Annotated in this window: 28 protein-coding genes; 11 read left to right on the top strand and 17 right to left on the bottom strand. The window is 52.9% G+C overall.

From position 1 onward, the window contains the following. Positions 1–242: 242 nt before the first annotated feature. Positions 243–1,109, bottom strand: a complete 867-nt coding sequence (locus tag ACR0KX_RS01805; RefSeq protein ID WP_170623082.1) for an NAD(P)-binding domain-containing protein — start codon at positions 1,107–1,109, stop codon at positions 243–245. Positions 1,110–1,210: 101 nt separating this feature from the next. Between ACR0KX_RS01805 and ACR0KX_RS01800 the strand changes: the two genes are divergently transcribed. Both ACR0KX_RS01800 and ACR0KX_RS01795 read left to right on the top strand, forming a co-directional pair. Beyond that, positions 1,211–2,128, top strand: a complete 918-nt coding sequence (locus ACR0KX_RS01800) for a LysR family transcriptional regulator (RefSeq protein WP_170623080.1) — start codon at positions 1,211–1,213, stop codon at positions 2,126–2,128. Positions 2,129–2,332: 204 nt separating this feature from the next. Further along, positions 2,333–4,099, top strand: coding sequence for an adenylate/guanylate cyclase domain-containing protein (locus ACR0KX_RS01795; protein WP_480707787.1), 1,767 nt, complete (start codon positions 2,333–2,335; stop codon positions 4,097–4,099). A 149-nt stretch (positions 4,100–4,248) separates the two neighbouring features. Here ACR0KX_RS01795 and ACR0KX_RS01790 read toward each other — a convergent pair whose 3' ends face one another. Beyond that, positions 4,249–5,034, bottom strand: a complete 786-nt coding sequence (locus ACR0KX_RS01790; protein WP_170623078.1) for a DEAD/DEAH box helicase family protein — start codon at positions 5,032–5,034, stop codon at positions 4,249–4,251. Positions 5,035–5,589: 555 nt separating this feature from the next. Here ACR0KX_RS01790 and ACR0KX_RS01785 point away from each other — a divergent pair. The 3 genes from ACR0KX_RS01785 (at position 5,590) to ACR0KX_RS01775 (ending at position 7,574) form a co-directional block, all read left to right on the top strand. Next, a complete protein-coding gene (locus ACR0KX_RS01785) occupies positions 5,590–6,378 on the top strand; it encodes a hypothetical protein (RefSeq protein ID WP_170623076.1) in 789 nt (262 codons plus the stop codon). A 183-nt stretch (positions 6,379–6,561) separates the two neighbouring features. Further along, the gene (locus ACR0KX_RS01780) at positions 6,562–7,251 is read left to right on the top strand and encodes a hypothetical protein (RefSeq protein ID WP_170623074.1); all 690 of its coding nucleotides are present in this window, start codon (positions 6,562–6,564) and stop codon (positions 7,249–7,251) included. Between the two features lie 74 nt (positions 7,252–7,325). After that, positions 7,326–7,574 (top strand): ParB N-terminal domain-containing protein, encoded by a 249-nt coding sequence (locus tag ACR0KX_RS01775; RefSeq protein WP_170623072.1) that lies wholly within the window; start codon positions 7,326–7,328, stop codon positions 7,572–7,574. Here the strand turns inward: ACR0KX_RS01775 and ACR0KX_RS01770 are convergent. From ACR0KX_RS01770 to ACR0KX_RS01750, 5 genes are all read right to left on the bottom strand, one after another. Beyond that, on the bottom strand, positions 7,566–8,579 hold the full coding sequence (locus tag ACR0KX_RS01770; protein WP_170623070.1) for a fatty acid desaturase: 1,014 nt from the start codon (positions 8,577–8,579) through the stop codon (positions 7,566–7,568). The two genes, ACR0KX_RS01775 and ACR0KX_RS01770, sit on opposite strands and share 9 nt — an antisense overlap. A gap of 72 nt (positions 8,580–8,651) precedes the next feature. Then, positions 8,652–8,858, bottom strand: a complete 207-nt coding sequence (locus ACR0KX_RS01765; RefSeq protein WP_170430361.1) for a cold-shock protein — start codon at positions 8,856–8,858, stop codon at positions 8,652–8,654. Positions 8,859–9,761: 903 nt separating this feature from the next. Further along, positions 9,762–11,390: a recombinase family protein gene (locus tag ACR0KX_RS01760; protein ID WP_170623067.1), complete on the bottom strand. Its 1,629-nt coding sequence runs from the start codon at positions 11,388–11,390 to the stop codon at positions 9,762–9,764. Beyond that, positions 11,390–11,806 carry a DUF2924 domain-containing protein gene (locus ACR0KX_RS01755; protein WP_170623065.1) on the bottom strand — a complete coding sequence of 139 codons (417 nt, stop codon included), beginning with the start codon at positions 11,804–11,806 and terminating at the stop codon, positions 11,390–11,392. Before ACR0KX_RS01755 ends, ACR0KX_RS01760 begins: the two co-directional genes overlap by 1 nt. 5 nt (positions 11,807–11,811) lie before the next feature. Beyond that, positions 11,812–12,264: a DUF3489 domain-containing protein gene (locus ACR0KX_RS01750; RefSeq protein WP_480707786.1), complete on the bottom strand. Its 453-nt coding sequence runs from the start codon at positions 12,262–12,264 to the stop codon at positions 11,812–11,814. A gap of 318 nt (positions 12,265–12,582) precedes the next feature. Here ACR0KX_RS01750 and ACR0KX_RS01745 point away from each other — a divergent pair, with 318 nt between their 5' ends. The 4 genes from ACR0KX_RS01745 to ACR0KX_RS01730 are packed head-to-tail and all read left to right on the top strand — an operon-like array spanning position 12,583 to position 16,181. Beyond that, entirely contained in the window at positions 12,583–13,035 is a 453-nt protein-coding gene (locus ACR0KX_RS01745; protein ID WP_480707785.1) for an ABC-three component system protein, read from the top strand. Beyond that, entirely contained in the window at positions 13,008–13,559 is a 552-nt protein-coding gene (locus tag ACR0KX_RS01740) for an ABC-three component system middle component 5 (RefSeq protein WP_480707784.1), read from the top strand. Before ACR0KX_RS01745 ends, ACR0KX_RS01740 begins: the two co-directional genes overlap by 28 nt. Further along, complete coding sequence (locus ACR0KX_RS01735; protein WP_170624817.1) at positions 13,546–15,465, top strand: hypothetical protein; 1,920 nt, start codon at positions 13,546–13,548, stop codon at positions 15,463–15,465. Before ACR0KX_RS01740 ends, ACR0KX_RS01735 begins: the two co-directional genes overlap by 14 nt. After that, positions 15,462–16,181 carry a hypothetical protein gene (locus tag ACR0KX_RS01730; protein ID WP_170624818.1) on the top strand — a complete coding sequence of 240 codons (720 nt, stop codon included), beginning with the start codon at positions 15,462–15,464 and terminating at the stop codon, positions 16,179–16,181. The genes ACR0KX_RS01735 and ACR0KX_RS01730 overlap by 4 nt, the downstream gene beginning before the upstream one ends. 30 nt (positions 16,182–16,211) lie before the next feature. Here the strand turns inward: ACR0KX_RS01730 and ACR0KX_RS01725 are convergent, their stop codons facing one another. Both ACR0KX_RS01725 and ACR0KX_RS01720 read right to left on the bottom strand, forming a co-directional pair. Next, positions 16,212–17,705 carry a hypothetical protein gene (locus ACR0KX_RS01725; RefSeq protein ID WP_170624819.1) on the bottom strand — a complete coding sequence of 498 codons (1,494 nt, stop codon included), beginning with the start codon at positions 17,703–17,705 and terminating at the stop codon, positions 16,212–16,214. A gap of 431 nt (positions 17,706–18,136) precedes the next feature. Further along, positions 18,137–19,021, bottom strand: a complete 885-nt coding sequence (locus tag ACR0KX_RS01720) for an HNH endonuclease (RefSeq protein ID WP_480707783.1) — start codon at positions 19,019–19,021, stop codon at positions 18,137–18,139. A gap of 257 nt (positions 19,022–19,278) precedes the next feature. Between ACR0KX_RS01720 and ACR0KX_RS01715 the strand changes: the two genes are divergently transcribed. Beyond that, positions 19,279–20,625 carry an MvaI/BcnI family restriction endonuclease gene (locus ACR0KX_RS01715; RefSeq protein WP_170623041.1) on the top strand — a complete coding sequence of 449 codons (1,347 nt, stop codon included), beginning with the start codon at positions 19,279–19,281 and terminating at the stop codon, positions 20,623–20,625. On the opposite strand, the gene ACR0KX_RS01710 is transcribed toward ACR0KX_RS01715, so the two are convergent. Both ACR0KX_RS01710 and dcm read right to left on the bottom strand, forming a co-directional pair. Beyond that, complete coding sequence (locus ACR0KX_RS01710; RefSeq protein ID WP_480707782.1) at positions 20,598–21,038, bottom strand: very short patch repair endonuclease; 441 nt, start codon at positions 21,036–21,038, stop codon at positions 20,598–20,600. The genes ACR0KX_RS01715 and ACR0KX_RS01710 overlap by 28 nt on opposite strands. 31 nt (positions 21,039–21,069) lie before the next feature. Further along, positions 21,070–22,302 carry a DNA (cytosine-5-)-methyltransferase gene (dcm, locus tag ACR0KX_RS01705; RefSeq protein ID WP_170623039.1) on the bottom strand — a complete coding sequence of 411 codons (1,233 nt, stop codon included), beginning with the start codon at positions 22,300–22,302 and terminating at the stop codon, positions 21,070–21,072. Positions 22,303–22,532: 230 nt separating this feature from the next. Here dcm and ACR0KX_RS01700 point away from each other — a divergent pair, with 230 nt between their 5' ends. Next, positions 22,533–22,742, top strand: a complete 210-nt coding sequence (locus ACR0KX_RS01700; protein WP_170623037.1) for a hypothetical protein — start codon at positions 22,533–22,535, stop codon at positions 22,740–22,742. Positions 22,743–22,850: 108 nt separating this feature from the next. Here ACR0KX_RS01700 and ACR0KX_RS01695 read toward each other — a convergent pair whose 3' ends face one another. From ACR0KX_RS01695 to ACR0KX_RS01670, 6 genes are all read right to left on the bottom strand, one after another. After that, positions 22,851–23,249 carry a DUF5681 domain-containing protein gene (locus ACR0KX_RS01695; RefSeq protein WP_170623035.1) on the bottom strand — a complete coding sequence of 133 codons (399 nt, stop codon included), beginning with the start codon at positions 23,247–23,249 and terminating at the stop codon, positions 22,851–22,853. Next, positions 23,242–23,490, bottom strand: coding sequence for a hypothetical protein (locus tag ACR0KX_RS01690; RefSeq protein ID WP_480707781.1), 249 nt, complete (start codon positions 23,488–23,490; stop codon positions 23,242–23,244). The genes ACR0KX_RS01695 and ACR0KX_RS01690 overlap by 8 nt, the downstream gene beginning before the upstream one ends. Before the next feature lie 11 nt (positions 23,491–23,501). After that, positions 23,502–23,591 carry a DUF5681 domain-containing protein gene (locus tag ACR0KX_RS01685; RefSeq protein WP_480708386.1) on the bottom strand — a complete coding sequence of 30 codons (90 nt, stop codon included), beginning with the start codon at positions 23,589–23,591 and terminating at the stop codon, positions 23,502–23,504. Positions 23,592–23,620: 29 nt separating this feature from the next. Beyond that, a complete protein-coding gene (locus tag ACR0KX_RS01680; RefSeq protein WP_170623031.1) occupies positions 23,621–24,979 on the bottom strand; it encodes a DNA methyltransferase in 1,359 nt (452 codons plus the stop codon). A 216-nt stretch (positions 24,980–25,195) separates the two neighbouring features. Then, positions 25,196–25,666 carry a ParB N-terminal domain-containing protein gene (locus ACR0KX_RS01675; protein ID WP_170623029.1) on the bottom strand — a complete coding sequence of 157 codons (471 nt, stop codon included), beginning with the start codon at positions 25,664–25,666 and terminating at the stop codon, positions 25,196–25,198. A 391-nt stretch (positions 25,667–26,057) separates the two neighbouring features. Further along, complete coding sequence (locus ACR0KX_RS01670; RefSeq protein WP_170335516.1) at positions 26,058–26,261, bottom strand: helix-turn-helix domain-containing protein; 204 nt, start codon at positions 26,259–26,261, stop codon at positions 26,058–26,060. Between the last annotated feature and the right edge of the window lie 90 nt (positions 26,262–26,351).

Raw genomic sequence — 26,351 nt, 5'->3', positions numbered from 1 at the left:
GGCCCAGAACCTTCATCGCTGCAATGCGGCCCGCCAAAGCCGTCATTCGCCGCGACTGCAAACTCAGGGCTATCGCGAACACACAGTTTGCGGGACAATACTGTCACTCGCCTGTTGAGGGTGGATGACCACAGGCAGCCCAAACCGGACATTGGCGACGCAACTTCGCAATCCCATGTACGCAACTTTGCAGCCGATTGTTGGTAAAGTCGAACGGCTATTTTGACAGTAAGCTCTCGATTTCAGCAGGCATCCGTCATGTGCTTGACCAAAGAGGTCAATTGTTTGTCTCCGTATCCACCCTCCCACGCGGCTTTTGTGCGGTCATGCATCAATCGGATGAAGTCAGCCGGAGCATTCAGAGATTTGCAGGTCTTTAGAGCGTCCTCCTGGGCCAATGCGTAGACTTTTAACGAGGCTTCAGCGTCGTCATAGTCCTCGGTTGGAACGGTACGGACAAAGAGATCTTGGTAATCATTTACCAGCTTGATCGTGGCAGGAAGTTGATCGACATAGACCTGCATAGGAACACCAGCTTTCTGGCAAACCAGTGCACCGTATATCATCCCGAACATGAAACCTTGCCGGACAGTGAAGAGACCAGCAAAAAGTGCTGCAAGAGCTGCGGGTTTCTCACCGACTTGCTCCGACTTTCCCCCCAGAGATCTTATTACTTCGCCGTAGCGATCCCAGGTTCCGTCACTGCCTACGGTGAGGATGGTGGTGTCGCTGCCACCGATGCCCGAAGGGTAGGCATTGATCATGCCCAACATGTAGTCTGCGTTTTTTTCGCTGAGAAATGAGACCAGTGAATCAGCATCGGACGTGTCGCCGGTGCTCATGTCGCAGATTGTTTTCCCCTTCAAAGATACACTTAGACCGCTGATCAAATCGACAGTTTCCTTGTGACTTTTGATACAGACGATGACGAAATCCGACGCTGCAACAGCATCTTCCGGCGATGCGCAAATAACTGCACCTGCATTTGCAAACGATTTTGTCTTTTTAGGCGTCCGATTCCAGACGCAGACGCTGTAACCTGCATTGAGCAGGCAATGCGCCAACGCCGAACCCATGCTGCCCAATCCGAGTACCGCAAGCGTTGCCATGGTTTCCTCCTGTTCTGGTTATTGGTGTTTCAGTCAACATGCGTAAGAATCGAGAAATCGCGTAGTTGTAAATTTTTTTGTATTGTTAGATTTTCTGACTCATGGATTGGCACACGTTTCCCTCGCTGACTTCTCTCAGAGCTTTTGCCGCCGCCGCAGAGTTTAAAAACTTGACCCGCGCAGCAGCGGCGCTGAACGTGACCCATTCCGCGGTCAGCCAACAAATCCGTGGTCTGGAGCAGCATCTGGGAACCCAGCTTGTTACTCGGACGCGACACGGTATCGCTCTGACCGCGCAGGGAGAATTCTTAGCGGCGGGCCTACACGAAGCATTCGCCTCAATGGCGTCCCTGACTGAGAGCATATCAAGTGCAGAGGCGGTTCGCCCGCTGGTGGTCAGTGCGACACCGATGTTTTCAAGCGCATTCCTCATGCCGCGCCTATCGGCGTTTGTTCAGGAGTTCCCGGAAATTGAGCTTCGGATCGACTCAACAATCCAGGCTGTCGACCTCAAGCCAGGCGGCATTGACATAGCCATTCGATACGGCACCGGGCGCTGGTCGGGGCTGGTGTCGCAAATGTTGCTACCTGGCTGTCTGACAGTGGTTGCTGCAAAAGAATTGATTGGGGAACGGGTACTCAAAGACCCAATTGAGTTGCTCGACTTTACTCTTCTTCAGGAACAGGCTTCGGTCGAATTTGACCTGTGGTTGGAAAAGGTTGGAGTGCCACCTGGTGCAGATAGGAGAGTTGTTCGCTTGCCGGGCAACATGCTGCTTGATGGAATCCGCCAAGGTGATGGTATCGGGGCAACGGTTCCGGCATTCATCTCTGACGAATTGAAGTCTGGAGATCTCGTGGCGCTTTTCGATGATCCAATCCCGCAGATCGGATATCACCTCGTCACGCTGCCTGGAGCAGTTCGTCCAGCGGCAAAGGTGTTTCAGAAGTGGCTTTCCAGTTCAATTACCGAATATGAAAAAAGCCTTTTCAGATGGACGCCTGCTCACTTGATATAACTGTTATTGGCGTTCGACTCGAACGGATAGCAACAACCCAGAGCGGCGATGATTTTTCGCAAGATGAGGACAAAAAAGGCCGTTTGCCCACTGAGCTGTTAAAGCAGACGTATCGCAGCGCTTTCCAAAGCTGAAACAGACTTCGGACAAGATCAGACACCACCCCTGTTCACTTTCGCATGGTCTAAACACGTAGCGATCAGTATGAAACAGATAGGAGTACAACACGTGGAGCGAAAGCTAGCGGCCATCCTGATAGCCGACCTAGTCGGCTTTACCGCCCGGATGGAGCGGGACGAGAAAGGCACGCTCGAAATCCTTTCAGCGCACATTGACGAAACCGTTGTTCCGCTTGTCGGTCGTCATCACGGCCGCATTGTCAAACAGATGGGTGACGGTCTGCTCGTAAGCTTCGACAGCGCTGTTGATGCCGTTTCTTGCGCGGTTGAATGGCAAAATTCGCCAGTGGTGGGCTCCGACCCGCTTCGCTTTCGTATCGGCGTCACTCTTGGCGACATCATCATGCGCGACGGAGACGTTTTTGGGTCCGGTGTGAACCTTGCGTCGAGGTTGGAGCAGCTTGCCCCGCCCGGCGGTGTGTTGGTTTCGGACGCTGTTTATCGTGTGGTCGGGAACCGTATACCGGTCGCCTGGGAGGATGCTGGTCAGCACACAGTAAAGAACGTTGCCGAACCGGTACGTGCCTGGCGCATTGGCGGGTCAAGCGCAATATGCGCTGAACCGCCTCGGCCTGAAACATCAGGAAAAGCCACTATTGCGGTCTTGCCACTACAAAACATGAGCGATGACCCCGAGCAGGCCTTCTTTAGCGACGGGATTGCGGAAGACATTATTGTGGGCTTATCGCGTTTTCGGACGCTTAAGGTTGTTTCCAGAAATGCGTCTTTCAGGTTCCGGACACTGGACACAGATCCGGCCAAAATCGCGGAGACTCTCGGCGCAGAATATCTCGTTGAAGGCAGCGTGCGGAAGGCCGGCAGTCGCGTCAGAATCTCGGTGCAACTCGCTGACGCCCGAACGGGCACTCAACTCTGGTCGGATCGATACGACCACGAACTGGAAGATGTTCTCGCGGTACAAGACGAGGTGGCCCGAAATATCGTCGCAGTGTTGCCAGGCAGGGTCCAGCACGATGTCGTCGACCGTTCGACACAGAAACCAACGGATCAGATGAAGGCCTATGAGCTGATGCTCAAGGGCAAGGCACTACGCGACGGCTTGAACGCACGAGATACGGCCAAGGCGAGAGCGTTGTTGGAACGAGCGGTCGCGCTGGATCCCAGTATCGCGCGATCTTACATGTATCTTTCAGATACATATGTCATAGATTTGTGGCTGGGTCTGGCGGATGCTGACGCACCCACCCACACGTTGAATATCGCCCGAAAGGGCGTGGCACTGGATAACCGGGACGTCTACATTCAGGACCAGCTTGGTTTTGCTTATCTCTGCGCCGGGCTGTGGGATGAAGCCGAAGCGCAATTCAACAAGACACTTTCCATGATAGAAAGCGAGGCGGAGTCGATGGCTTGGTGCGGCTATGCTTTCCTACTGCTCGGCCAGCACGAAAAGGCGCGCGACGTAGTTTCGGAAGCTATGGCGCTGGACCCGCTACATCCGCCTGCCATCGACTGGATTATGGGGCAAGTCGAATTTTTCAACGGTAACTATGAAGCAGTGCTTGGTTTTCTGATGGGAGCAGCGCGGCTTAACTCGTTGGCCACTGCCTTTGTCGCAGCGTCTTACGCGCAGCTCGAACGAGAGCGAGACGCCTCTGGCGCATTGCGAGAATTCGTCACCGAACGTCACGATGAGTTCACAAGTCGAGGTATTGTGGTTGAGGATAAGACGGTCGACAGCCTTGCCCGCGGGTTTCGGTCTATGTGGCGGCGACCAGATGATTTCGAACGTCTTGTGGATGGGCTACGAGCGGCAGGATTGTCTGGCTGACGCCGACATTAACTCTTTTGTCCTACCGGCGCGGCCTCAATTACGCGGTTCTCTGCGCCCTGTTTTTCCGGCAGCGAGAACCCGAAGCAGACATGCAAAATTAGACTTTGCAGTTTTAAAGATGCCAAAGAGCGAATTTTTGCACGAGGCTACACCCGATACCAGTTTTCAACGTCTCGGGTAGCTTCGTCGACTGTAAAAGCAGCCTCTACCTCCGCGATGACACGCCGTACTTCGTCCGAGCTTGCAATAAGTTCCAAAATGCTCGCCCCTAGATCATGGGCTGACCCGGCATTTGAAAAAATCGTATCAACCCCAATTCTGATGGCGTTTCGGTGTTGCAGTAGGTGCTCAAAAAACCGCACGTAAATCATCTCCTTGTACGGAGAATGACCATCCGCTTCTGAGATCAAGCCCAATTCTGCCGCCTTGGCACACGTCAAACGCCAAGCCAGATCCATTGTGGATGGTGGCGCGTCCCTGGCCTCATCAGGATGTCTGGGGTTCGTAAATGTAGATCTTCGAATAGCTTCGAGATTGGCACGCAAGTTCTTTGTAAGAACAGGATAGATGAATGTCGTTTCCTCGGATGCTAAGGCTGGTTCAACCTGATCCGGCTGCGCCTGGACAAACTCGGAAAACCTGTTTCCGATGATAGGGACTTCACCGACAATCATGTCTGTGGGATCGGTAGTCTCTGTCAGCCATCGCGCCAGGGCTCTCCGGCCCCACAATCCGGCTGCCTTGCGGATCAACGGATGAGTTCCATCTGAAACATCTGGATACTTTGCGAGTATGTCTTCGGTCTGAAACGCCGCGAGTCCTGTATCCCACCGCATGATATGTACGCGACGTCCCAAGGAGACCGAAATGGATATTTGCTGGCGCAACAGAAATGACTTTCCAGATGCCGGTAATCCAGTAAAGAAAACCATGCGGCAACGACGTGCAGCGTCGGCGAGGTGTGTTCCAATCTCGGTTTCCGCAAAACTGTCGATAGAAATTGCGTATCTCCTAATTTGGTGTCAGCCGCAGACCGGAGCGGCGAGCGTTCACCACCTCCAAGATTGTTGCCCATGAAATCCGGCGATTTCACAGATGCATTGTCAACCTGAATTGCCTCAAAGTGAATTTTGCCTCTCAGTTATTCACTTAACCACCTAATAACTCGCCGGTCTCAAAAATTGATCATTCCGCAGCACACGCTTCTTGACGAGCATGCGTCCTTGACTCTTCACAGACTAGGAACGACAAGAGTGTATTGGTAAAACATTACTCGCCGCCGCGATGCTGCCGGTTACGATAATCCAATGGCCTTCAGACTAATTGTAGCATGTGCCCCAACATAGGAACGGGTTCCGCTGGGGTCTTCGCTATGAGCTCGTTCCTCGCAAGCATTTGCAACTGTCACCTGACGTGCTCCAGTCATCGCGTGACCCATGAAAGAAGGCGCCGTATGAACAACACATGGCTCTTGAATTGCGTGCTTGATGCCCGATAGATCAGGCCTCAGGCTCCGTTTCGACCATTCATTCATCGTGTTTGCTCGCTGCATTCTTTGTTTGATCCCGACACTTTTGGTGTTTCTCTCAGGAACGCAGCTTCCTGCTCAGGTCGCAGGCAATGCCGATGGGTCTGTTTGTGACGAAGGTTTCGAAAACAAGAACGGATCCTGCCAAAGAACTGACTTACCAGAAAACGCATTTTTGACGGGTAGCGCCTATGGCAGCGGCTGGGAATGCAATCACGGTTTTCAGATTGTCGGAGAACTCTGTGAGGAAATAAGAGTTCCTGAAAATGCCTATCTTGCATCAACCGGAGATCAGTGGGAGTGCAATCGGCTGTTCCAGCGTGTTGGAGAAGAATGTGAAGAAGTGATTTCGCCTCAAAATGGGTACGTCGAAACCCGGTTTGGCGTGCAGGAAATACACTGCAACTGGGGATTTCGTAAGGAGAACCAGGATTGTGTTGCAATAGAAGTCCCAGAAAACGGCCGTCTGAGCGACAGAGGAAGATCGGATGGTTGGGTATGCCTCAGAGGTTACAGGGCAGCGGAGAGCGGCTGTGAGCCTGTGGCTGTTCCACAGCATGCGTATCTTGCACCTGAAACTTATTCCGGATGGAAATGCGAACGTGGTTTTCGCGCAAACCGGGACAGGTGCGTTGCGATCCTTGTCCCTTCAAACGCTCATTTGAATCGAAGAGGTGATGGTTGGGAATGTAATCGGCCGTTCACGAGACAGAACGACGAGTGCACCGAAAATGTGCCGCGACAATAAGTTGGTGGAAACCAAAGCCGCCTAACAAATCCGGAAGGACTAAGCCGTGAACCATAACTCGATTGACGAAAACCTGGGTAAAAGTCTCAAAGCTGAAAAGGCGCGTCGCCGGTCCTACAGGATTAAGATATCTATTGCGTCAGCAGTGTGTGTTGCGGCGATAATTGCAGTGGTGTTCCTCTGATGCGTAAAAATGCCCCTCAAGTAACCCTTCCCAGTTCAAAGATGTCAGCTCATGGTCTGGAACAAAGAGCGTTTCAGGACCGCAGTGTTCGTAAGCCGCGGAACGCTGACGTATCAGGAGTGATTGAAGAAGAATTTGGAAAGTACTTGATTAAAGCTGGTGTTCTGAGCGGCAATAGTGTTGCACGGGCATTTCCCAAGCCACCGGCTAAAACACAGGCAATGATTGCCGATGCAGTTGGCGAAACACCGGCATTGGCCATTGAAGCCTTAAAAGAAATTCTTGAAGAACGAGACAGGAAGCGTGGCGGTCAACGCCGTTTGGAGGGAAACTCTGGCACCCTCGTTCCCAGCGAAAGAGAATATGCCGAGGCATTGCGCCAGATCAGGCTCACCCCCGCGCAGGTCACATTGCTCAAAGCACTTGCAATCGCAGGCAAGGACGGTCTGACCATTGGTCACTTGTCTCAGGCGGCCGGTTACAAATCGCGCGAGGCCTCCATCAAAGTCTTCAAGAAAATCGGGCTATTGATTGCAGAATATCTGGAGCTCGAACTTCCCGAAGCCGGATCGGCGCAGAATGATGGCGCCGCTCAGGTCCTGGCATTTTCTCACATCGAAAGTGACGATGAGCCAGCAACCTGGATTATGCATCAGGAACTGCGCGATGCTGTTCGTTCGGTTCTATGACGTACGTTCCAGCCCCTGCTTTTGAAGCGAGCTTTGAACCGGAACAAATGCACGAAAGGTTGCACACGTAGCTTATGTTGGAGAAAAAACCATACCCGCTCGACCTGATCTATGTTCCTGCAAAACGTGCAAAAACGCTTGATCAGAAAAAAGTTCTGACGCTGGCCGAAGATATCCTGAAGAACGGTCAAAAGACCCCGATCCAGATACGCGCTGACAACAAAAGGTTCGTGCTGATCGAAGGCCTTCACAGACTAGAGGCTATCCGCGCCCTTGGCGGTGACACGGTTGAAGCCTATCTGGTCCGCGCCAGACTACACTAAACTCTTGTTGGAATTGGCGTTCGACAAAGCCTCGGAAAAGGTCAGCAGGCGCTGACTTTTTTCATCCCAAAGATGCAGTCTTGCACAATGCAGGCTCTCATACAGAGTAATACGCTGGCAATTTTCCAACTCAGAATGGTCACGCAAGACCTCGTCTAGCCGATAAAACGGTATGCGGCTGGCAAGGTGGTGAACATGGTGCACACCGATATTGCCAGAGAGCCAACGCAGAATGCCTGGCAATGCATAGTGAGAACTTCCGTAGAATGCGGCGTTCTGAAGGTTCCAGCCCTCTTCCCGATCCCAGGTCGTGTGTTCAAACTGGTGTTGAATGTAGAAAAGCCAGATACCAACGGATGATGCGACAACCACGGTTGGCAGGAAAACACTCGCCAACACCTCAAAGCCTCCGGTCCACAAAATCAGAGCCAACAATCCTGCAATTGCGGCGTTTGTTCCCATCGCACTTGCCCAGTACAGCCAGCCTGACCGCATGAAGCCAACAGGTAAGCGGTATTGAACAAAAAACGTATAGATCGGCGCAACACCGAACAGGAAGACTGGACTCCGGGTCAGACGATACGCGGCACGCCCGAACCAATTCCGCTTCAGGTATTCCTCAATGGTCAATGTGGGGATGTCACCCATACCGCGCCGATCAAGGTTACCGGTTGAGGCATGGTGAATCGCATGGCTTTGTCGCCAAACGTCATAGGGTGTCACGGTAAGAACACCCAGAACCCTGCCGGTCCAATTGCATGCGCTGCGGTTTTTGAAGAAAGATCCATGACCACAATCATGCATAATGATGAAGATGCGGACCAGAAATCCGGCGTTCAGAACAGCCAGTAATATTGCGATCCAGACGCTAAATGATAACGCAAACCACGCAAGGGCCCATAGCGTGAACAAGGGGACAACAGTGATCGCAAGTTCAAAAACACTGCGCTTCGCATCGGGCACACGGTATTGCGCGAGCACCCGCGTCCAGTCTTTAGGTTGCAACTTACTTGGTCTCCGACGGCTTATACTAGCCCAGTGTGCAAACGGGCACCCAAAAAGGGTGCCCGAAAGTGGTTAAGCCAATGCCAGATTGGCGGCGCTGTCGCGTCCGTCACGGCCCGCTTCAACGTCGAAGGTAACCTTCTGGCCATCCTTCAATTCGCTGATTCCGGAACGTTCAAGTGCCGAGATATGCACGAATACGTCGCGCTTGCCATCTTCAGGCTCGATAAAGCCAAAACCTTTGGTCGAGTTGAACCATTTTACTGTGCCATTTGCCATAGTGGAGGTCTCCTAATAGTTGCCGCCCGCATCATTGCGGCGACTCGGCGTGGTCGGTCTGAATCGAAAGACTGAACGCCGAATTGGGGAGACAGCAGGTCGAAAAAGATAAACGTAAGCCTTGTGTATATGGACTTCGAGTACGCACGATACAAGCCTTGATGCTTTGGCGGACAACAGAGAATTTGAGCCTGTCTGGCTTAGAACTAGGCAAGTAGAGGTGAAACCGTTGCTCTTCGATCCAAACTTGACGGTAGCTTGGGTCAGCGGCACAGAAGACTAACGACCCCTTATCGGAAATTATCCTGCTGCATACGAGACAGCGATAAGCGTCCGTTTTGGTGCCTTGGCGAGACTTTGCAAAGTCAGCTTCCTGCGCATTGTTGTCATTCGGGCATCGCGCAGCATCGGTCAGAGTGGGCTCACAACAGCCGTTGGTTACACTTCACGTGAATGTCGGCTTCCGACATTCAGATCAGGTTTGTTTAGCCCGCTCCCCCTATCCTCTTCACTGTTAGTCGTAAGAAATTCCCTGATCATCAGAGAAAAATTCCCTGTTAATCGATCTAGGGAAAATCCACGCAAGCCACTGTTTTTAAGAGTAACTTCGAGCTCCAAACCTCCGAAAACGGCCTAAATCTATTAGTTTTCCCTGTAAATTCCCTGTTTACAGGGAATTTTGGGCCGAGACTAGCTAGCTACAAACTGCCTGCACAGCCATGATTTTCCCTAAAATCACGCACTGAATGTTTGGCCGCCTATTACCGCGTGTTTTCAGCAGGTTATCACCCGGCTAATCCAGCTGAGACCTGAGTTTATGCGCAACAATGGTCGATTTCGGGCCCCAGTCTCAGTTCGCGATTCCGGCGGTACGAGTTTGGTGACTTTGGGAGAGTCTGTAGATCAGAGCGCAGCGAACTGTTTGTGCTGATCTGACCAGATGGCCGCGAAGCCGGACTTGATCAGGTAATCCGTGGTCAGGCCGTCAGGCTGTTCACCTGCAGCGATGGCCTCCAGCACATCAGGCGCCAGCATTGCCAGATCGATCACATCCTGAACACGGCGTTTGGAAATACCTTCTTCTTCTGCGATTTCAGAAAACGTTCTGCCACCAATGATCATCACCAGCCATCGACGCGCCTTGAGGATGTTAAGGACAAGTGTTTGATCGACCTCAGGAGGTGCATCTCCAAGATGCAGTTTCAGCTCAACACCTCGGCGGCGCATCCGGAAAGGCGCTTCGATCGTTAATTCTTCGGCATCGACCTGATCTGCTCTGCAGGCGATCATTTGAGCCAGTGACTGGAGATCCAGCAGCACGGTCAGTGACCCCTGTTGCAGATCTGCCCGTGCAATCAGGCCGAGGCACTTCCTGACGGACTGGCAATCTCTGAGATGCTCCGCTGCCGAAGCAATTTCAACCGCTGACAAGTCCCTTGCCATTGATGCCACCGCATTCGGTCGGCTCAGATGTTGTCTGACCACTTCGGCCAGTACGTTTTCAAGCTGTTCTGCCGGCAGTCGCCACGCATCCGGATGCTTCTGACTGCGATCAGTCACCAGGCGCGAGGAGATGTAGTAACGCAACCGCTTGCCGTTCTTCTGGCTATGGCTGGGCGTCAGCCGATCTCCGATTTCATCAAAAAGCTTTCCTGCCAATAGGGACCGCTTTGCTTTCTGCTTTACTCCGCGCTCCCTTGCCGCCCCATCCGTCAACAGCTGCTGCACCTGCTCCCACACTTCCGGGTCGATGATGGCAGGGTGCTGCCCCTCAAAGACCTGACCCTTATGTCGGATGCGGCCGGCATAGATAGGATTGCTAAGCAAATGATGGATGTGTCCCCGGTCAAATGGCTTACCACCTGTCACGCGTCCGCCCGGGCGTTCCCGTCTTCGGGATCGGAGCTCCAGTGCCTCCGCCTGCTCTTTCACATCAAGAATGGTCTGATGCTCCAGATAGAGACCGTAGAGCGCCCTGATGATCTCAGCTTCTTCTTCATCGATTTTCAACGTTCGGCCATCCGCCTGATACCCGAGTGGAACATTCCCGCCCATCCACAGACCCTTGCGTTTCGAGGCTGCGATCTTGTCACGGATGCGTTCAGCGGTGACTTCCCGTTCAAACTGAGCAAAACTGAGCAACACGTTGAGTGTCAGGCGCCCCATACTGGTAGACGTATTGAAGGACTGGGTAACAGACACGAAAGACGCATCTGCCGCATCAAGGCGTTCGACCAGCTTTGCGAAGTCAGCAAGCGAGCGCGTCAGCCGGTCGATCTTGTAGACTACAATCTGATCAACACGATTATCATCTACAGCCTGCATCAGCCGCTGCAGCGCCGGGCGGTCAAGATGACCGCCCGAGATACCGCCATCGTCATAGTAATCCGGCAGAAGTTCCCAACCCTCGTGCTTTTGGCTGGCAACATAAGATTCGCAGGCTTCCCGCTGGGCATCCAGCGAATTGAAGTCCTGCTCCAGCCCTTCCTCTGAGCTTTTCCTCGTGTAGATGGCGCAGCGGATACGTCGCATCACTGAACCCCGAAGAAGCGTGGACCTGACCAGTGCGCTCCGGTGATGTGTTTTGCAATGGCTGACAGGGAGCGCCACGTTTTGCCATCCATAACGAAACCGCCATCGACCACTTCAACCTGATAGGTGCGTCCGTTCCATTCCCGCACCAGATGGGATCCCGGTTTCAGAGTAGCTGGCGGTGTTTTTCCCAACGCGATTTGATGCAGTCGGCGTTCTGTCTTCGCAGACAACCCGCCCAGTTCCCGGTTCTGTAGTTCCCAGATCAACACTCGCTTCATGAACTGTGGAGACAGGTATTTTGGTGGGGGCCGACCGAACACTTCCCGCCATCGATCAAGGCACCCGGGGCGATCCAAGTGTTCAATGTCACAGAATACCTTCGCAAGGTCACGATCCGCGCGAGTGGCATCCATGGCGATCAAACCTCCTTCACGATCCGATAGACCGTACCTTTGTCAGATCCTGATCGCTCAACAGTATGTCCCGCCTTGCGCATCATCGAAATCGCTGCACGCGCGGAATGCGGTTGCCAGCCAAACGCCTTCTGAATCTGCGCAATCGTGGCACCAGACTTGCGGGACAGCAGTTTCTGTAACTGTTGCTGACGCGTCAGGTTGTTTCGGGCAGGTTTGGAGGGCGATGTTTTGATTTCTGTATCAGATGAAGTTGTCATTGATATCTCCACTTGGCGGACACAGGCTGATCCTGTGCCCTGTACTAAGTGGAGCCCGGCTGTTCCGGGCGAATCTTGACCGTCGTCAGTACCGCTTCCGAACGGTCCAAAGTCCAGTTGTTCACTGTAAAAATGGGCGGAAAGCGGCAGTTCGCTACAAGCGCGAAACCTAGTTGGGAGGTTTTGGAAAGCGGCCATTCACAGCAGAATAGCTCCACTCTATACTCCCTTTGGCTCCCTTCTTGCACCTTGAGAGCAAGTCTACCCTGATCGATGGTAACGTGCCTCCATTTTTGGTGAACCACTTCTTGTCTGTGGCGTTGGTCCAAGGGGTACCAAAACAACTTTGCCGATATAAAGCTTCGCCCAAGTCAGCCTGCTTGACGTTCCTTGTTCCAAGGGCGACAAGAGGGAAAGAAAATAAGTCGAGCAAGTTCATTTATGTCAGAAGTTTGCGATGAGCGGGTTGAAAGCGTTGTCTCCGGAAGCTCTCGGCTTGCTTACCTTCTCAGAAAAATGCGCTCCGAGAAAGACAATGAACAACGTGCAAATGCTTTGCTAGACAAGCTGCAGCACTTCATATCGAACCGCGAAGACTCTGAGCTGAAAGGGCTGGAAGAAAAGCTCAAAGCTGTTGGGAGAGGCAAAGAATTTCAGGCTGCTGAACGAGACTTGCAATGGTTCGAAGAGACACTGGATAAGTACACCTATTACCAGTCGGCACAGCAAGTGTTGTTGTATTTTTTGAGTAGAATATTGCATGTTTTTGAGACAAAAATCATGCCGGAGCAGCTCAATCTGACATACTCGAAGGTCAATGAAATCATTGAAACGGACATCATCCAACCAACACTAAAGGAAATGGATGAAGTGGGCGGTCATGATCTTGTTCTCATAGACGAAGCTGACATCAGAGGTATGATCAACTGGCTTGCTGAAAGATGCCATATTCGGTGGCAAGCATGTTAAGTCTTTCTTACGCGTCCTGTTATGATCCATACAACACTGTGTTCCGAATGAGCGCAGTACTACGGGCAAGTGAAAGCCACAGCCTTCTTACTGGGACACTGGGTATTTCGGACTTCTTTCTCTGTTTTCCAAGCCGTCTGTCAGAGATTAGGCCGCCAAACGCTGTAAAGGGCATGCGTGGACGCCGAAACAAAGTCCTCAGGGTTGAGGTTACACCGGGACATGAGCTTTTGCCTTCATCTCACGTGCTCTTTGAACGGATGAGCGTAATTCAGAACACAGCGATTAGCGCAATGGCGGCGAAATCAATCGTGGAGCTAGAAGGAGCAGGCGACAAGCAATCGGTTAGGCTTCTCTCTGACGGTCTGTCTGCTGGAATGAGCGAGAAGATTGAAGATTTCACGAACCAACATGCCGAACTTCTGGAGTTAGTCGCCGTCGATTTTGCGAAAATGGATCTCAAGGGCATTGAGGGGCTTCGCGCGCGTACTGGGCTGGGGGAATGGGAATATGATGCAATTTAGGCCAAATCTCAAAGTCAACGAATTAAAGGTCAATATCAACAATAACGTTGCTTTTCAGGAGAAGTTTCACGCTGGCCTAAACATTATTAGAGGTCAAAACAGTTCGGGAAAGTCTACGATCATGGACTTTCTGTATTATGGGCTAGGCGGAGACATACTGCGAGAGCAGTGGAGAGAGACCGCTGCAAAGTGCGACTCGGTAATGGTCGAGGTCGAGATCAATGGTGAGCTTCTGACTCTATGGCGAGATGTTGAGGTTGTATCACAGCGTCCGATGAAGCTGTTTTACGGCACTCTTGATGAGGCATCAAAGAACGCAACCGACGGGTGGGAAATTTACCCATTTAAGAGGGATAGTAAGGAAAGCTTCTCCCAAGTTTTGTTCCGCTTTCTGGGGCTTCCTCAGGTCGAATATGGGGAAACAAATTCACGGCTAACCATAAATCAGGTTTTGCGGCTGCTCTACTCAGATCAAATGAGTCCAGTAGAGAAGATTTTCCGACCAGTTCGTTATGATTTGGCAATTACCCGAGAAGCGGTTGGAGGGATGTTGTGTGGTGCGTACAGCGACGAGTACTACAAAGCCTTAATCAGAAATAAGGAAGCTACAGAGGAGTTCAAGGAACTAGACAATCAAGTGAAGTTCTTGATCCGAACTCATAGCAAAGAAGGCCATCCGCTTACCGAGGAATGGTTGAAGGCTGAAAGCCGTACGCGCGAACAAGCACTGGCGGCTCTGAACAAAGAAATTTCCGACTTGGAGGCACAGATCTTCGATGCGCAGTTTGAGGATCGCTTGACACTCAACGATCAAGAGGAAGCTCACAAGTCCGTTATAGCACTCCAAGAACAGGTTGCGACGGTTGATGAACTGATTACAAAAACTGCATTGGCTTTCGAAGATACGGAGCAATATGTTCTGTCGTTGGACAGAAAGCTGGAAGAACTCGGGCAATCTCACACTGTAGCTGATGAAGTTGGAGATCTAAGCTTTAGTTTTTGCCCTTCTTGTTTTGCGCCCATCTCAGAAAACGATGTTCAAGGGGCCTGTCCTCTATGCAAATGTGCTCATGATAGTGACATGGCACAAACTCGAATCCTGAAGCTAATCAACGAATATGCCCGCCAGAAAGGGCGGGCTGAAAACGTTCAAAAAGACAGGCAAGAGCAACTCGTACAGCTAAAGGCGCGTCGAGATGAACTCAAAGAACTTTGGGAGCAGGCGTCTCGCCATTACACAGTGTCACTGCGAAGCCCGACATCGGAAATGCGTGCTAGACTAAGAAAGCTGAACCGAGACGCTGGTTATGCATACAGGGATCTCGAGGATCTTGCGCGAGTGAAAGCCGTGATCAATGAAATTGCAACGGTTTCCGAACGCAAGGATAGGCTACAGAACGAGCTGAGCCGACTTAAAACCCTTATTGAAAACGAAGAACGGGCGCAGGAAAAGCGCTTAGGAGAAGCTAGAGCGGAAATTGAAGAGCACGCGCTAGATTTCCTAAAACGAGATTTGGCAAGACAGTCGACCTTTCAGGATGCCCACAATGTTCATTTCTCCTTTGGGGGTGATCGGCTGGCAGTAAATGGAGAATCCTATTTCTCTGCGTCATCAATGGTTTACCTTAGAAATAGTTTCTTCGCGTCGTTTCTATTTGCAGCGGCCAATGATCCTGGCTTCCTCCATCCTCGGTTCCTGATGATGGATACAGTTGAAGACAAGGGGCTTGAACCGGAACGAAGCCAGAATTTTCAGCGATTGCTGCTTGAAAAAAGTAGGCATGCCAAGTCTGAGCATCAAATCATTATTGCCACTTCGATGATTGCGGAAGAATTGGATACTCCAGATTACACTGTCGGTGAAAGCTACACGCACACTCATAGGACTTTGAGGTTGCCCCAGTGACTGGAGGAGTAGAGGAAAGCCACAAATCTGATGACTTTTTTCATCGAACATTCAATTGGGAGTTATTGAGAGGGTTCGGGCAGTCTAGCGTAGCAACAGTTTCCCTCGCCATGCCTTTTGTCGGGTACGCAATCCTTTATCATGGCCAGATTGAGGCTTATATTGACGGATTAGGAAAAACGATTTCAGCACAAGAGGAATTGTTCCGGTCTCCCTCTGCGGATCAGAGTTCTATTCTTGAGGTTAGCTTGTTCACAAAGCTTAATCTGATTTATCTCGGCAGCTTTCTCGTTGGTTTGGGCACCATAGTTTTTAGAATTTTCGCACCGAAAGCTGTGAAAGAGGCAACTTCAATTTCTGATTACGCTGAAAATGAGATAGGTAGGGCAACAGCGCGTCGCCTTCGATCTATGATCAGTACTATCCAAAGAAGACGGCCATCGGTTGCACGAGGTTTAACTAGTATTGCTCCGTGGTTGGACAAAAAAAACGCTACGTTGAAAACGGCGTATGCTGAACTCCAGAATATCCAACGAGACCAGCTTCAGAACGATGTGCTCAGCAGTTTTTACAACATAGAGAACCGATACTCTCACCGTTGGGCTGTGTATTTAACGGTCGCGCTCTATCTTGTCGGTTTTCTTCTCCTATCTGTTCCCGGCGTGCTCTTCACTCTACGAGTTTTGAGAGTCTCAGTTCTTTCACTGTGCACATAGTCGATATAGATTTCGAAACCGAAGGGCAACTTAGGAGCCCAGGTCTTTGTGATAAAAGCGCTTCAGCAGACGCTGCATGGTTTTGTTAGGTAGTTTTGACGCTAGAGCCTGCAGGTCTGTGCCATCCTTCCAGTCGATCTCGTATCTACGGATCGTTCTTTTGCGTTCCTCGAGATAGGCCACCACGTCCTCAGTGAACTTGCCAGTCGTCCAGAACTCGTACCGCTCTGCTAGTCCGTGAAACCGACCTTCAAACTTATGCGCGCCGCGAATGATCGGCACTTGTTTTTCAAGCCAGTATTTGACTTCTTCGAGGCTGACAAAAACGTCAGGCCCATGTCCTTTGCATTCATAACAGGCGATATCGGTCCCGGAGACCCTACGCACATCGATGTCAGCCTTCTGCCGCGTCTCAAAATCTGTGACCAGAACCCCGATATCAATGGATCCGGCGAAAAGGTTCAAAACAAGATGGCCGACAATCATCTCGAAAAGCGCACCGCGCAGATTGCCCTCAAAGCCTTCTAGCTTGTCAAAGAGTTCTTCGACCTTGCCTGGGTTGCCGATTGCGATTTCGGCCGACTTCTGCAAGACACGCAGCAATTCCTCGAGAGCGGAGGCAACCTCACGGCCAAATAGACTGTCGGGTGTGGCCACAATCACCCCGCGAGACCTCAGTTCTCGAAGCGCTTCTTCGCTATAGGCCTCAGCAAGTAGCATTGGTTGGAAACGGCCAAGCTTTCGAAGCGCGGTCAGCGAAGTGACCTTTTTCAGGAAACCAGAGACATGATCGACCTGCAACGGGCCCGAGGAAATGATGTCACAGACGAAAAAACCGGGCTTTACCTGACCTTTTGACCTAGTGGTTAGAGAATTGAGATAGCACGGCCCCACAATGTCGAAATTCATCGTGGAAAACCGTGGAAGCGCTCCGTGCCCGTTCATCTCGATGGCGCCTTTGGACGACCAACCCAGACGAATGGCCCATTTGCGGACAGCCGCGCGTAAAACATGGTCAATCGTTAGCTTTGCGCGAAAATAGGCCGTATCCCAAGCTCCCACCCGATCATTTAGGCCAATACACGGCCCTATTCCGGCGATATCTATTTCTTGTACAAGCTTCGCCTGCTTGAGGCCTTCGAGTATCCGATCATAGGGTAGATGGCCTTTTTGTTTGCTGGGAGCGCAACTGACAATCGGCCAATGTTCGGTGAGACAGATACCGCCGCGCGCAAACAAACCGCTCAAGGCTGCCCCATACGCCGATCCGGTAACCGTCAGCTTATTTATCAGAGACAGATAAAACCGCTGGTCGCCAAACTCGCCCTCAAGATACATGAATCGCGCGCCGCGTGGAAACGGGAGCCCAAAGAGCACTTTCACCTCTTCCGAGCGGCGGTTGACACGTTGCCGGGCGGCTCCTTCCGACAGTCCCATATCTCGGTAGATCTTTGCGATCTCGCCGCTGAGCATCGGTCCGTTTTCGTGCAGAAGGTCAACAATTGTTGGGAAGGATTTCTTCATTTGTAACGCTGCGCTATTTATAATTTATACTACAAGGCATCGGCATTCTTCTTCAATCGCACCACGGGTGAAAAATAAGTACATATTTTCAATGATTTACACATTTTCAGTTTCGACGAAGCTTTCCACCGGTAACGGTCGTTCTTTTTTGCCCTGTCACAAGACAGCGAAATCTCGCCAGGAAAGTGCCTCCAGATGTTAAGATCAAGCAAGGGGGAAGTTGCTAATAGTGGCGCTTTGGTAGGTTGGCATGAGCTCCTCATGCTCAAAACGATGGAATGAACTCGGATGAGAACGCCGAGCAGATTTGACCTTGTATGCTGCACGATCGATGGTTGTCCGCTATGGTTAAGCTGGGTCGCAGCGTTTGACGACGTGATGCAGTTCAGGATTGAGCCGATGGTTGTGTGCAAGCCATGGAGCCTCTGGAGCTAAGCAATAACTGGGAAGTCCTTAAGTCGATTGATAGATGCGATTAGCTTGCGACGGATGCTATTTTTTGCTGGATCATGATGTAACTGCCGGTGACAATTTGGGCAGCAGGCTGCTGCATTTTCGATTATGTCTGGGCCGCCTTCCGCGAGTGGTCTAACGTGATGCACTTCTAAGAACCCTTCGCCGCCGTTACGTTTGAAGGGCGCGAGAGAACCGCAGTTTTCGCAATTACCCGCCGCTTCCTCTAGCACCCAAGCTATGACTTCCGGATCGCGAATATATCGTTCAGAAGTAACGGTAGTACTTGGAACCTTCACTTGGCCCTTTGGTGGAGCCGCCTTTTTCGAGCGCACTCGACTACGTGCGCGCTCGACTCGCTCGGACAATTCTTTCGGGTCACCCGTGGGTTCTTCTGAAGGATCCGAATGTGCCAACAAGGTAGCTATTGAGTCTGCCGACATTTTGGACGCACCAGTCCAGCGCATCCGCAACCTCAATCTCTTTGTCCGGTTGCCTCCCTTTTTTGACTTTGCCTCATGCTCACCAGTGACCCGTCCAATTGCCAGCCGGAGCTCGTCGAAGTCTGACACTGACGAGAGTTCGAGTGGCAGAGCATAGCCTTTTGGTCGAATTTGGCGCTTTTTCTCCGGCAGCCGCATCGCATCAGAACTGGCAACTTGAAGATCGTCCAGCACCATGCCGAGCTCTGCCATTCGGTGAAGATGCAAAACCAAAGCTCGGGCGTAGTCGGTGTTTCGAGGCGGGCGCCCGCCAGTGGAGCCGCCCCGAGACTCGATGATCAGATCGAAACCCTCACTCAATGATTCAACTGAATATTTGGCGTCAAGCTCGTCGCCTTTTTCATCATATGGATTGTACATCTGCAATCGCCTTAGGATCCCGAAAGTCACATAGCACTTAGCGACATAAAGCGGGCGCAAGATAGTGCCCAGGCCACACTTGCGGCGAACAGCCGCTTGGTCCCGGTGTGTGAGTTCTTATGTCGGGTGAATTCGCGGGCGCAGCGAACGTTTCTTCTGACGGGCCGCACCGCAGTGCCCGTTTACTGTGGCGAGTGACCGCTCTGGGCCGCTACCACCCATTGTGCTCGATACAACCATTGCGCTAGTTTCCGCGCATGGGCATTTCATCAATCGATCAGTTTCGAAACCTTTTCAGTGATGCAGGTGTTGACCGGATTTACGTCAAGATTCTTGCTCCTAGACAAGACAACGACAAAAACCAGATAGTTCTTGCCAGCCAGCTTGAAGGGCTGGTGAACGCTTTTCCCGTGCGCGAAATCCGCCTGCGCGAACCAAGCAGCAGCACTAAGAAGAGAAACTCTTCCGCAGGTCGTCCGATCACTGAGGCGCATCTCAACTTTTTCTGGCTCGATACAGATGGTAGCCGATATCACGCACCCAATACGAAACTGATCGAGTATTTCCAGTATCCGGAAGCCCGGTTGTCAGGGTTCTTAAAAGGACGAGAGTGGGCGCCTGAAGCCATTTGGAGAACTAAACAAGCGAAGTTCGGAAAACGCATCCTGGGCCTCGGAGCCAATCGGGCGGGCGAAATCTTCGGATTACTTCTGACCGAACGTGATGACTCGGTCGTAGCGGATTTCCCCAAACTCGCACCCTCGGGAATATCAGGTGTCCTTGGCATCCTGAATGTCACCGGCGATGCAACAGTAACTCCCCAGGAACAGCTGACCCGCGAGCTTCGGGGGATTGTCGCTGCCGGGTGGCACCCGTCTGTCAGAAACAAGGGTGGTACCATCGTTCCGTTCAAAGGAAACCAGGGCGCCGGATACACGCTGGAGGCACTGCTCGGCGTCGAGACCAACGCGCTAAAAGAACCCGATGCGTTTGGCCATGAAATCAAGTCCTTCAGAGGTGACAAAATCAGCCTGATGACACCGACAGCGGATATGGGCGCTGAAGGCGATCTTACCTTTCGCGATTTCATGATGACTTACGGCTGGGAAGGAAAAAAGGGAGACGGCTCTCACCGCTTCACTGGCGTGCATCGCGCGGGTAAACGGAGCAACTCGACCGGATACCTTCTTGGGGTCTCAGGGTTTAACCCTGTTAGCGGCGAGTTCGACGACAACCCGGATGAGATCTTTGTTGGAATTTCAGATCCGGACACCGGGAGACTGATTGGCGGTTGGTCTCTCGAAAAACTTGCTAATTCCTGGAACACTAAACACGCGCTGGCAGCCTATGTGCCTGCCGGGTTCCGTAAGGATCCTGATAGAGGGGGCGATCAATACTGCTTCGACGCACCATGGTTCATGTGTGAAGGTACCGATGTCTGGCGTCTGCTGCGCGCGATCGCATCTGGTCTGGTTTACTATGACCCCGCCCACACAATCTACGCAGACGGGAGCGCGAAGGTCCGGCCGCAATGGCGGATCGGGACATCGCGCCTGGAAGCGGCGTTGCGGGAACTTTATGCGAGAGTGTCAGTGGTCTCCTGATCCTGACCTTCGATCATACAATCCGCTGCATCCCCCTCGAGCCATTCGCTAAGGCAATCGAGGACGTGTGCCGACTGAAGGCGGCGTTTCCCTTTCAGTGCACATTCCCAAACAACACCGACGCGCCAGCCTGATGCTTTCAGAGCAGCCAGGTTCCTCTGATCCCGTTCCGCGTTCCCGCCGATTTTGTCCCGCCAGAACTCTTCGCGCGTTTTCGGCCATTTGAACAGCGGACATTCATGACTATGCCAGAAGCACCCGTTTACAAATATTACGGCCTGATATTTTGGCAGCACCAGATCCGGCCGACCCGGCAGTTTGCGGCCGTGCAGGCGATAGCGGAATCCCCGGGCATGAAGCCCGCGCCGGATGATCAGTTCCGGTTTGGTATCCGCACCTCGGATAGCCGCCATGTTGCGGCTGCGGGTTTGGCGGTCGTGTACGTCAGCCAGCTTTGCGAACAGGTACCTTCCCCTGCCCTTCCAGGATTGCGCGGACATGCGGCTCCATAATCCGCGCCACCTCGGCAAATACCGGCACGGCCACCGAGTTTCCAAACTGCTTGTAGGCCTGTGTATCCGAGACCGGGATCCGGAAGTTCTCAGGATAGCCCATCAGTCGGGCACATTCGCGCGGTGTAAGCCTGCGGGGATTATTGCCTTCACCCCGGCTCACAAGGATTTCCGATCCATCCTTGTAGTAGCGGGCGGACAGAGTTCTGGCGATGCTGTCGCCGTCTACAAGGCCAAAACCAAACCCATTACCCTTAGCTTTGTGTTTGGCCGCATAGTCCTGCAGGTATTTCCAGAGCTTGTCAGTCAGGGTGTATTTGTCGCTGACGGTGGCATCATTGCCGAGCGTGAAATGCCCTTCAGGATTCTCCAGACCGTTCTCCGGATGCAGAATGTCCCGCATTCGGCGCGCCCCGCGCGACGGCAGAGCAACAGCATCAAAGCTGAACGGTACCTCCTCACGGAACCCCACAATAACGATCCGCTCCCGGTGTTGAGGCACAAAGTGGGCTGCATCAATCACCCGCGGGTCAGGCACGTAGTAGCCCAGTTCGTCCCGGAGTTTACGCATGATGACCTCAAAGGTCCGGCCCTTGTCGTGGCTGCGCAGGTTTTTCACGTTTTCCAGCATGAATGCCGCCGGACGGTGATGTTTCAGGATCCGCAGCACATCGAAAAAAAGCGTGCCCTGAGTTTCATCGTCGAAGCCATGGGCGCGGCCCAGCGCGTTCTTTTTTGACACCCCTGCAATCGAAAACGGCTGGCAGGGAAAGCCCGCAACCAGAACGTCATGTTCCGGGATCTCTTCGGCCTCGATTTGAGTGATGTCGCCCGCGATGGGGCGGTTATCCGCGAAGTTGGCGTCGTACGTCAGTTGGGCGTATTTATCCCATTCCGACGTAAATACGCAGCGGCCACCGGCGCTCTCCATGGCCTTTCTCAGGCCGCCGATACCAGCAAACAGGTCAATGAACGAAAAAGCCGTGCCGGAGGTATCCGGCTGGCGCGCCTCGGCCTCCATTCGCAGTAGGTTCATCACCCCCTCACGCGGGGTTTCCTCTCCGCGTTTCCAGCGGTAGATGTGACTTTCAGAATAACCCAGGATTTCCGCAACTTCAGAAACCGAATGGCCGGTTTTCTGCAACAACAATTCAAATTCGGTCATTCTGCTCGCCCTCTGCTCCCGCGCTTCAGGTTTTCGCGGGGAATTTTTTTGTCACTATGGCGACCAGAGTCCCGCGAAGCAAGAACATTCTGGAAACATCGGGATGAATCTGAAGTTAACGCAGGTCGGGACCTAAGGTTCATCAGGATGCTCGCCGCGATTTTGCGATACATCCGAAGGTAGTACAGATATCGCTCGATTTCCATGGCCCGGCAAGCCGTACTGCAGTCATGGACGACGTAACCCGGGAACAGCTCAGTTTTGTATTTGCGAAGCTGACGGGCAATCTGGAGGATGCGGCCTCGCTGGCCCTGAAGGGCCAGCACCCGCAGATAAGTGCGGAAGAGGCCGAAGAGCTGATACGGTCCATTCAGGCCCTGCTGAACCACGCTGACGCCCGCATACGCGCGATAGAGCGGCTGACCGGCCGGTATCGCTGATACCCGGTCGACACCCCCCTGAGACTATGTTCGACAGGGGCAGCGGGCATAACACCGCCGCCCCTGATCCGAGCCGTGTCTGGGCGCTAAAACCAGTGGCATAACTTTTCAGCCTGTATCTGCAGATGCGCGCCTGGCACCACTGACATCGACACCCATTTTTTCCAGCCTGGCGAGTATCTCTTCGCGGCGCTGTTTGCCCAGATTTTCTCTGGCATCTATTTCCGGCTGCACCTCCAGCATAATGTTGATCGCTTTGATCAGGGACGGCACATGACCTTTGAGACCTTTTTTACAGAGCGCCAGATAGGCAGCTTCATATCCGTCCAGCGACACAGTCCGGCCATCAGGCGTGCGGGCGGCAACAGGCTCCGACAGGATCGCTGCAGCGTCCTTCACCAGATCGGAACGGGTCTTCGGCCGACCTTTCGGATTGCCGGACTGACCTTTTTTCCACTGGCTGGATTTCGGGGGTTTGCCATAGCCGATGTCGTAGGTGTCAGTCATTGCCACCTCCATCATCGATGACATTGACACCCATCTTCCGGAGGGCGTTCAGGATCCGCTGCTTTTTCTCGTGCGGATCAAACTCTGTGGCCTGAGCAGCACCGGCCTCTTCCAGGATACGCCGCTGCAGGTCCATGGCACGCCGGTCACCGGACAGCGCCAGCTCCCGCAATTTGCGGATCAGGGCTTCACTGATGGGCATCTGTTTCTCTGCACCCTTCGGCCTGACTTTGCGCTTCAACACTTTTTGCGTCAGAGACAGAATGTCTTCCTGTTTTTGGGCCGGCCTTTTGGATTTCCGGATTTTCCTTTTTTGAAACGGCGGTGTTCAGGCGGGCGCATATAGCCCACCTGAGTTTTGATCTGACCACTCATTCTGCAGCCTCCGCAGCCGGAGCCTTAGCCTCTACAGCGCGATGAGCGGCCATCTCAGCATGTGTCTCACCAGTAGCCTCCAGAACGGCTTGCTGCCCTGTCTGCGCCAAAAAGCGGCGGCAGATAACGTCGCAATAAATCGGATCGAGCTCTACCAGGCGGGCTCTGCGGCCACAGCGCTCCGCAGCTATCAGAGTCGTGCCGGATCCGCCAAAGCCGTCCAGCACGATATCACCGCGTCGACTGACATCTCTGATCGCATCCGCCACCAGCGCCACTGGCTTAACCGTAGGGTGCAGTTCCAGATCTTTCTGATTGCCACCAAAGCTGTTCACTCCGGGGTAATCCCAGACATTCGTCCGGTATCTGCCTTTCTCACCAAGGCCAAAAGTATTGAGATGGGGAGATGTTCCGACTTTCCAGACATAGATCAGTTCATGTCTCGATCGACAAAACGTACCCATGCCGCCATTGGTCTTGGCCCAGACGATCAGGTTTTTCAGTTCTGAATAGGTCTTGGATCCGGCCGACTGCAGCTCCGGCATGTGGCGCCAGTCCATGCAGACAAAGTGAATAGCACCATCGACACTGACACCAGCCATAGCGCCGAGTGACGCTTCCAGGAAGGCTGTAAAGGCACTGGAATCCATCTCACCGGCTGCCATTGCAAACTCACGGTGTTTCACGGCACCGGAGCCGCAGACATGACCATCGATTTTGACGTTGTAAGGCGGATCGGTAAACACAGCGCGCGCACGATCGTCGCCCATCAGGCTTGCATATGTCTTCGAATCACGTGCATCACCGCAGATCAGCCTGTGCGCGCCGAGAATCCAGACATCACCGGACTTCGTGATTGCCTGTTCTGCAGCGGGCTCCGGCACCTCATCGGCCGGGTCCGCTGTTTCTTCATCATCGTCATCCAACAGCAGATCCAGTTCGGCCGTTTCAAAGCCGGTGATTTCCAGGTCGAAATCCAGCTCCAGCTCTTCCAGCGCCTGGAATTCGATTTTCAGGATGTCGCGATCCCAGCCGGCCAGTTCAGCCAGTCTGTTGTCAGCAATGACATAGGCACGACGTTCTGCGTCCGACAAATGCGCCAGTACAACTGTCGGCACCTCGGCAGTGCCAAGCCGTTTAGCTGCAGCGACACGACCATGGCCGGCAATGATGCCGCCTTTTTCGTCGATCAACACAGGATTGGTAAAGCCAAACTGTCGGATCGACGCTGCGATCTGATCAATCTGCTTGTCACTGTGCGTCCGGGCATTGCCGGCATAGGGGATCAGATCATCCGTTTTGCGATATACGATCTTCAGCCGGGTTTCCTCCGGCAGAGATTTAATGTCAGCCATTTCGGGGCCTTTCAAATTCGCGCAGCCGGCTCGCCCTGACAGAGATCAGATCCCCGTTCGGGGAACCGGTCTGCGCTGTTTCAGGAAGAGGCCGGATCAACAGATCCCTGCGAAGGGCCGGTATCTCCCGGCACTAGATCGGCAGGCCCCCCACCGATCACTTCGCTTTGCGTGTGAACAAGCTAATAAAGTATGCGCTTGTTCAGGTCAGGCTGTTTAGCGCAGCTTCGGATAGTACATGTTTCCACGCGCGTCACAGAAGCCACCATTGATCTTGAATTCGGTGTTCAGCTGCGTTTCCCTCAGGCCACGCACATCAAGATCCAGGATCTCCGGCGACCAGTTTCCGAGACGGGCAAAGCGGATCATGCCAATACTCAGCAGGCGCCTTTCCTGCTCGGTCATCCACTGAAGTGGAATTGTCGGAATCGTCGAATACCTGAGTCTTATTGCCGCCTTCACACGACCAGGTCCCCAGATAATGGAGTCCCGGCCATCTGTCACAACTGGCAGAGCAAAACCAAATTTACGGATCGTATCAGCGATCACCTTGATCTGCTCGCCGCTGTGAAGCGGCATGTATTCGCGACCATAATCCACAAGTTTCTTTGGAGAAACCTGCTCTGTTTTCCACCGGCTTGTCACCGGCATTTTCGGAACCTGCAGTTCCAGTTTTGAAGCATGCATCAGAGTACTCCTCACACACCATTTGCCTCCGGACCATCCGGCGGCTTCGAAATTTCATGCGGTGATAGTCACCGCTTAACTCCGTTGATGCGTAAGCAGCCTCACAGGCGCTTACGGAATTGCCGGATCTGAGCCCGACATCCGGCAGGTTCAGCAAACCTGCCAGCTTCCGTTGATAGACAAGATCACCCGGTGGATGCGTCTTGCTGAACACCAGAAAGGAAAGTTCGGTGGGAATTTCAAGAACTTTTTTTGGTAGAGAAGCCTAAATTATAAATGGCTTATACAAAAAATGACATTCAGGCCGGTTTCGCCGTGATTTCGCTCCGGGCAAACGGTTCACTCGGGGCCCTACCGCGGCCTCTCAACCCTGACGTGATTCGGCTTCGGCTCAGTCCAGTAGCTCGCCGCAGGGTACGCCCAGCGCAACAGCTATCTTGTCCACCACTTCTATCGTGGGATTTCTGGCCCCGCGTTCGAGATCACTGATGTAGGTTCTGTGGATGCCGGACTGATGCGCGAGCTCTTCCTGCGACCAGTCTTTCGACCGGCGCAGACGCCGCATGTTTCCACTGAGACGGTCCCGAACATCCATGACCCCCAAAGGCACGGGATGTCGCCGATCCGTCTACAGACGATCAGTGACATTTTGTGTTGACTTCCATCTTGCAGCGAGCATTTGTCG

It is taken from the genome of Ruegeria sp. BG5, from assembly GCF_056538425.1.
Note: the sequence above shows the minus strand (reverse complement) of the source record. Positions and strands in the feature narration are given on the sequence as shown.

Coding starts and splice junctions, on each gene's coding strand:
- ACR0KX_RS01760 (WP_170623067.1), bottom strand. CDS start 11,390: ATGCGACGTATCCGCTGCGCCATCTACACGAGGAAAAGCTCAGAGGAA.
- ACR0KX_RS01790 (WP_170623078.1), bottom strand. CDS start 5,034: ATGGTTTTCTTTACTGGATTACCGGCATCTGGAAAGTCATTTCTGTTG.
- ACR0KX_RS01670 (WP_170335516.1), bottom strand. CDS start 26,261: ATGGATGTTCGGGACCGTCTCAGTGGAAACATGCGGCGTCTGCGCCGG.
- ACR0KX_RS01745 (WP_480707785.1), top strand. CDS start 12,583: ATGCGCTCCGAGAAAGACAATGAACAACGTGCAAATGCTTTGCTAGAC.
- ACR0KX_RS01680 (WP_170623031.1), bottom strand. CDS start 24,979: ATGGCTGACATTAAATCTCTGCCGGAGGAAACCCGGCTGAAGATCGTA.
- ACR0KX_RS01750 (WP_480707786.1), bottom strand. CDS start 12,264: ATGGCCGCTTTCCAAAACCTCCCAACTAGGTTTCGCGCTTGTAGCGAA.
- ACR0KX_RS01720 (WP_480707783.1), bottom strand. CDS start 19,021: ATGTACAATCCATATGATGAAAAAGGCGACGAGCTTGACGCCAAATAT.
- ACR0KX_RS01775 (WP_170623072.1), top strand. CDS start 7,326: ATGTTGGAGAAAAAACCATACCCGCTCGACCTGATCTATGTTCCTGCA.
- ACR0KX_RS01715 (WP_170623041.1), top strand. CDS start 19,279: ATGGGCATTTCATCAATCGATCAGTTTCGAAACCTTTTCAGTGATGCA.
- ACR0KX_RS01725 (WP_170624819.1), bottom strand. CDS start 17,705: ATGAAGAAATCCTTCCCAACAATTGTTGACCTTCTGCACGAAAACGGA.
- ACR0KX_RS01765 (WP_170430361.1), bottom strand. CDS start 8,858: ATGGCAAATGGCACAGTAAAATGGTTCAACTCGACCAAAGGTTTTGGC.
- ACR0KX_RS01780 (WP_170623074.1), top strand. CDS start 6,562: ATGCGTAAAAATGCCCCTCAAGTAACCCTTCCCAGTTCAAAGATGTCA.
- ACR0KX_RS01675 (WP_170623029.1), bottom strand. CDS start 25,666: ATGCATGCTTCAAAACTGGAACTGCAGGTTCCGAAAATGCCGGTGACA.
- ACR0KX_RS01700 (WP_170623037.1), top strand. CDS start 22,533: ATGGACGACGTAACCCGGGAACAGCTCAGTTTTGTATTTGCGAAGCTG.
- ACR0KX_RS01685 (WP_480708386.1), bottom strand. CDS start 23,591: ATGCGCCCGCCTGAACACCGCCGTTTCAAAAAAGGAAAATCCGGAAAT.
- ACR0KX_RS01735 (WP_170624817.1), top strand. CDS start 13,546: ATGATGCAATTTAGGCCAAATCTCAAAGTCAACGAATTAAAGGTCAAT.
- ACR0KX_RS01695 (WP_170623035.1), bottom strand. CDS start 23,249: ATGACTGACACCTACGACATCGGCTATGGCAAACCCCCGAAATCCAGC.
- ACR0KX_RS01785 (WP_170623076.1), top strand. CDS start 5,590: ATGCCCGATAGATCAGGCCTCAGGCTCCGTTTCGACCATTCATTCATC.
- ACR0KX_RS01710 (WP_480707782.1), bottom strand. CDS start 21,038: ATGGCGGCTATCCGAGGTGCGGATACCAAACCGGAACTGATCATCCGG.
- ACR0KX_RS01755 (WP_170623065.1), bottom strand. CDS start 11,806: ATGGATGCCACTCGCGCGGATCGTGACCTTGCGAAGGTATTCTGTGAC.
- ACR0KX_RS01740 (WP_480707784.1), top strand. CDS start 13,008: ATGCCATATTCGGTGGCAAGCATGTTAAGTCTTTCTTACGCGTCCTGT.
- ACR0KX_RS01795 (WP_480707787.1), top strand. CDS start 2,333: ATGAAACAGATAGGAGTACAACACGTGGAGCGAAAGCTAGCGGCCATC.
- dcm (WP_170623039.1), bottom strand. CDS start 22,302: ATGACCGAATTTGAATTGTTGTTGCAGAAAACCGGCCATTCGGTTTCT.
- ACR0KX_RS01800 (WP_170623080.1), top strand. CDS start 1,211: ATGGATTGGCACACGTTTCCCTCGCTGACTTCTCTCAGAGCTTTTGCC.
- ACR0KX_RS01805 (WP_170623082.1), bottom strand. CDS start 1,109: ATGGCAACGCTTGCGGTACTCGGATTGGGCAGCATGGGTTCGGCGTTG.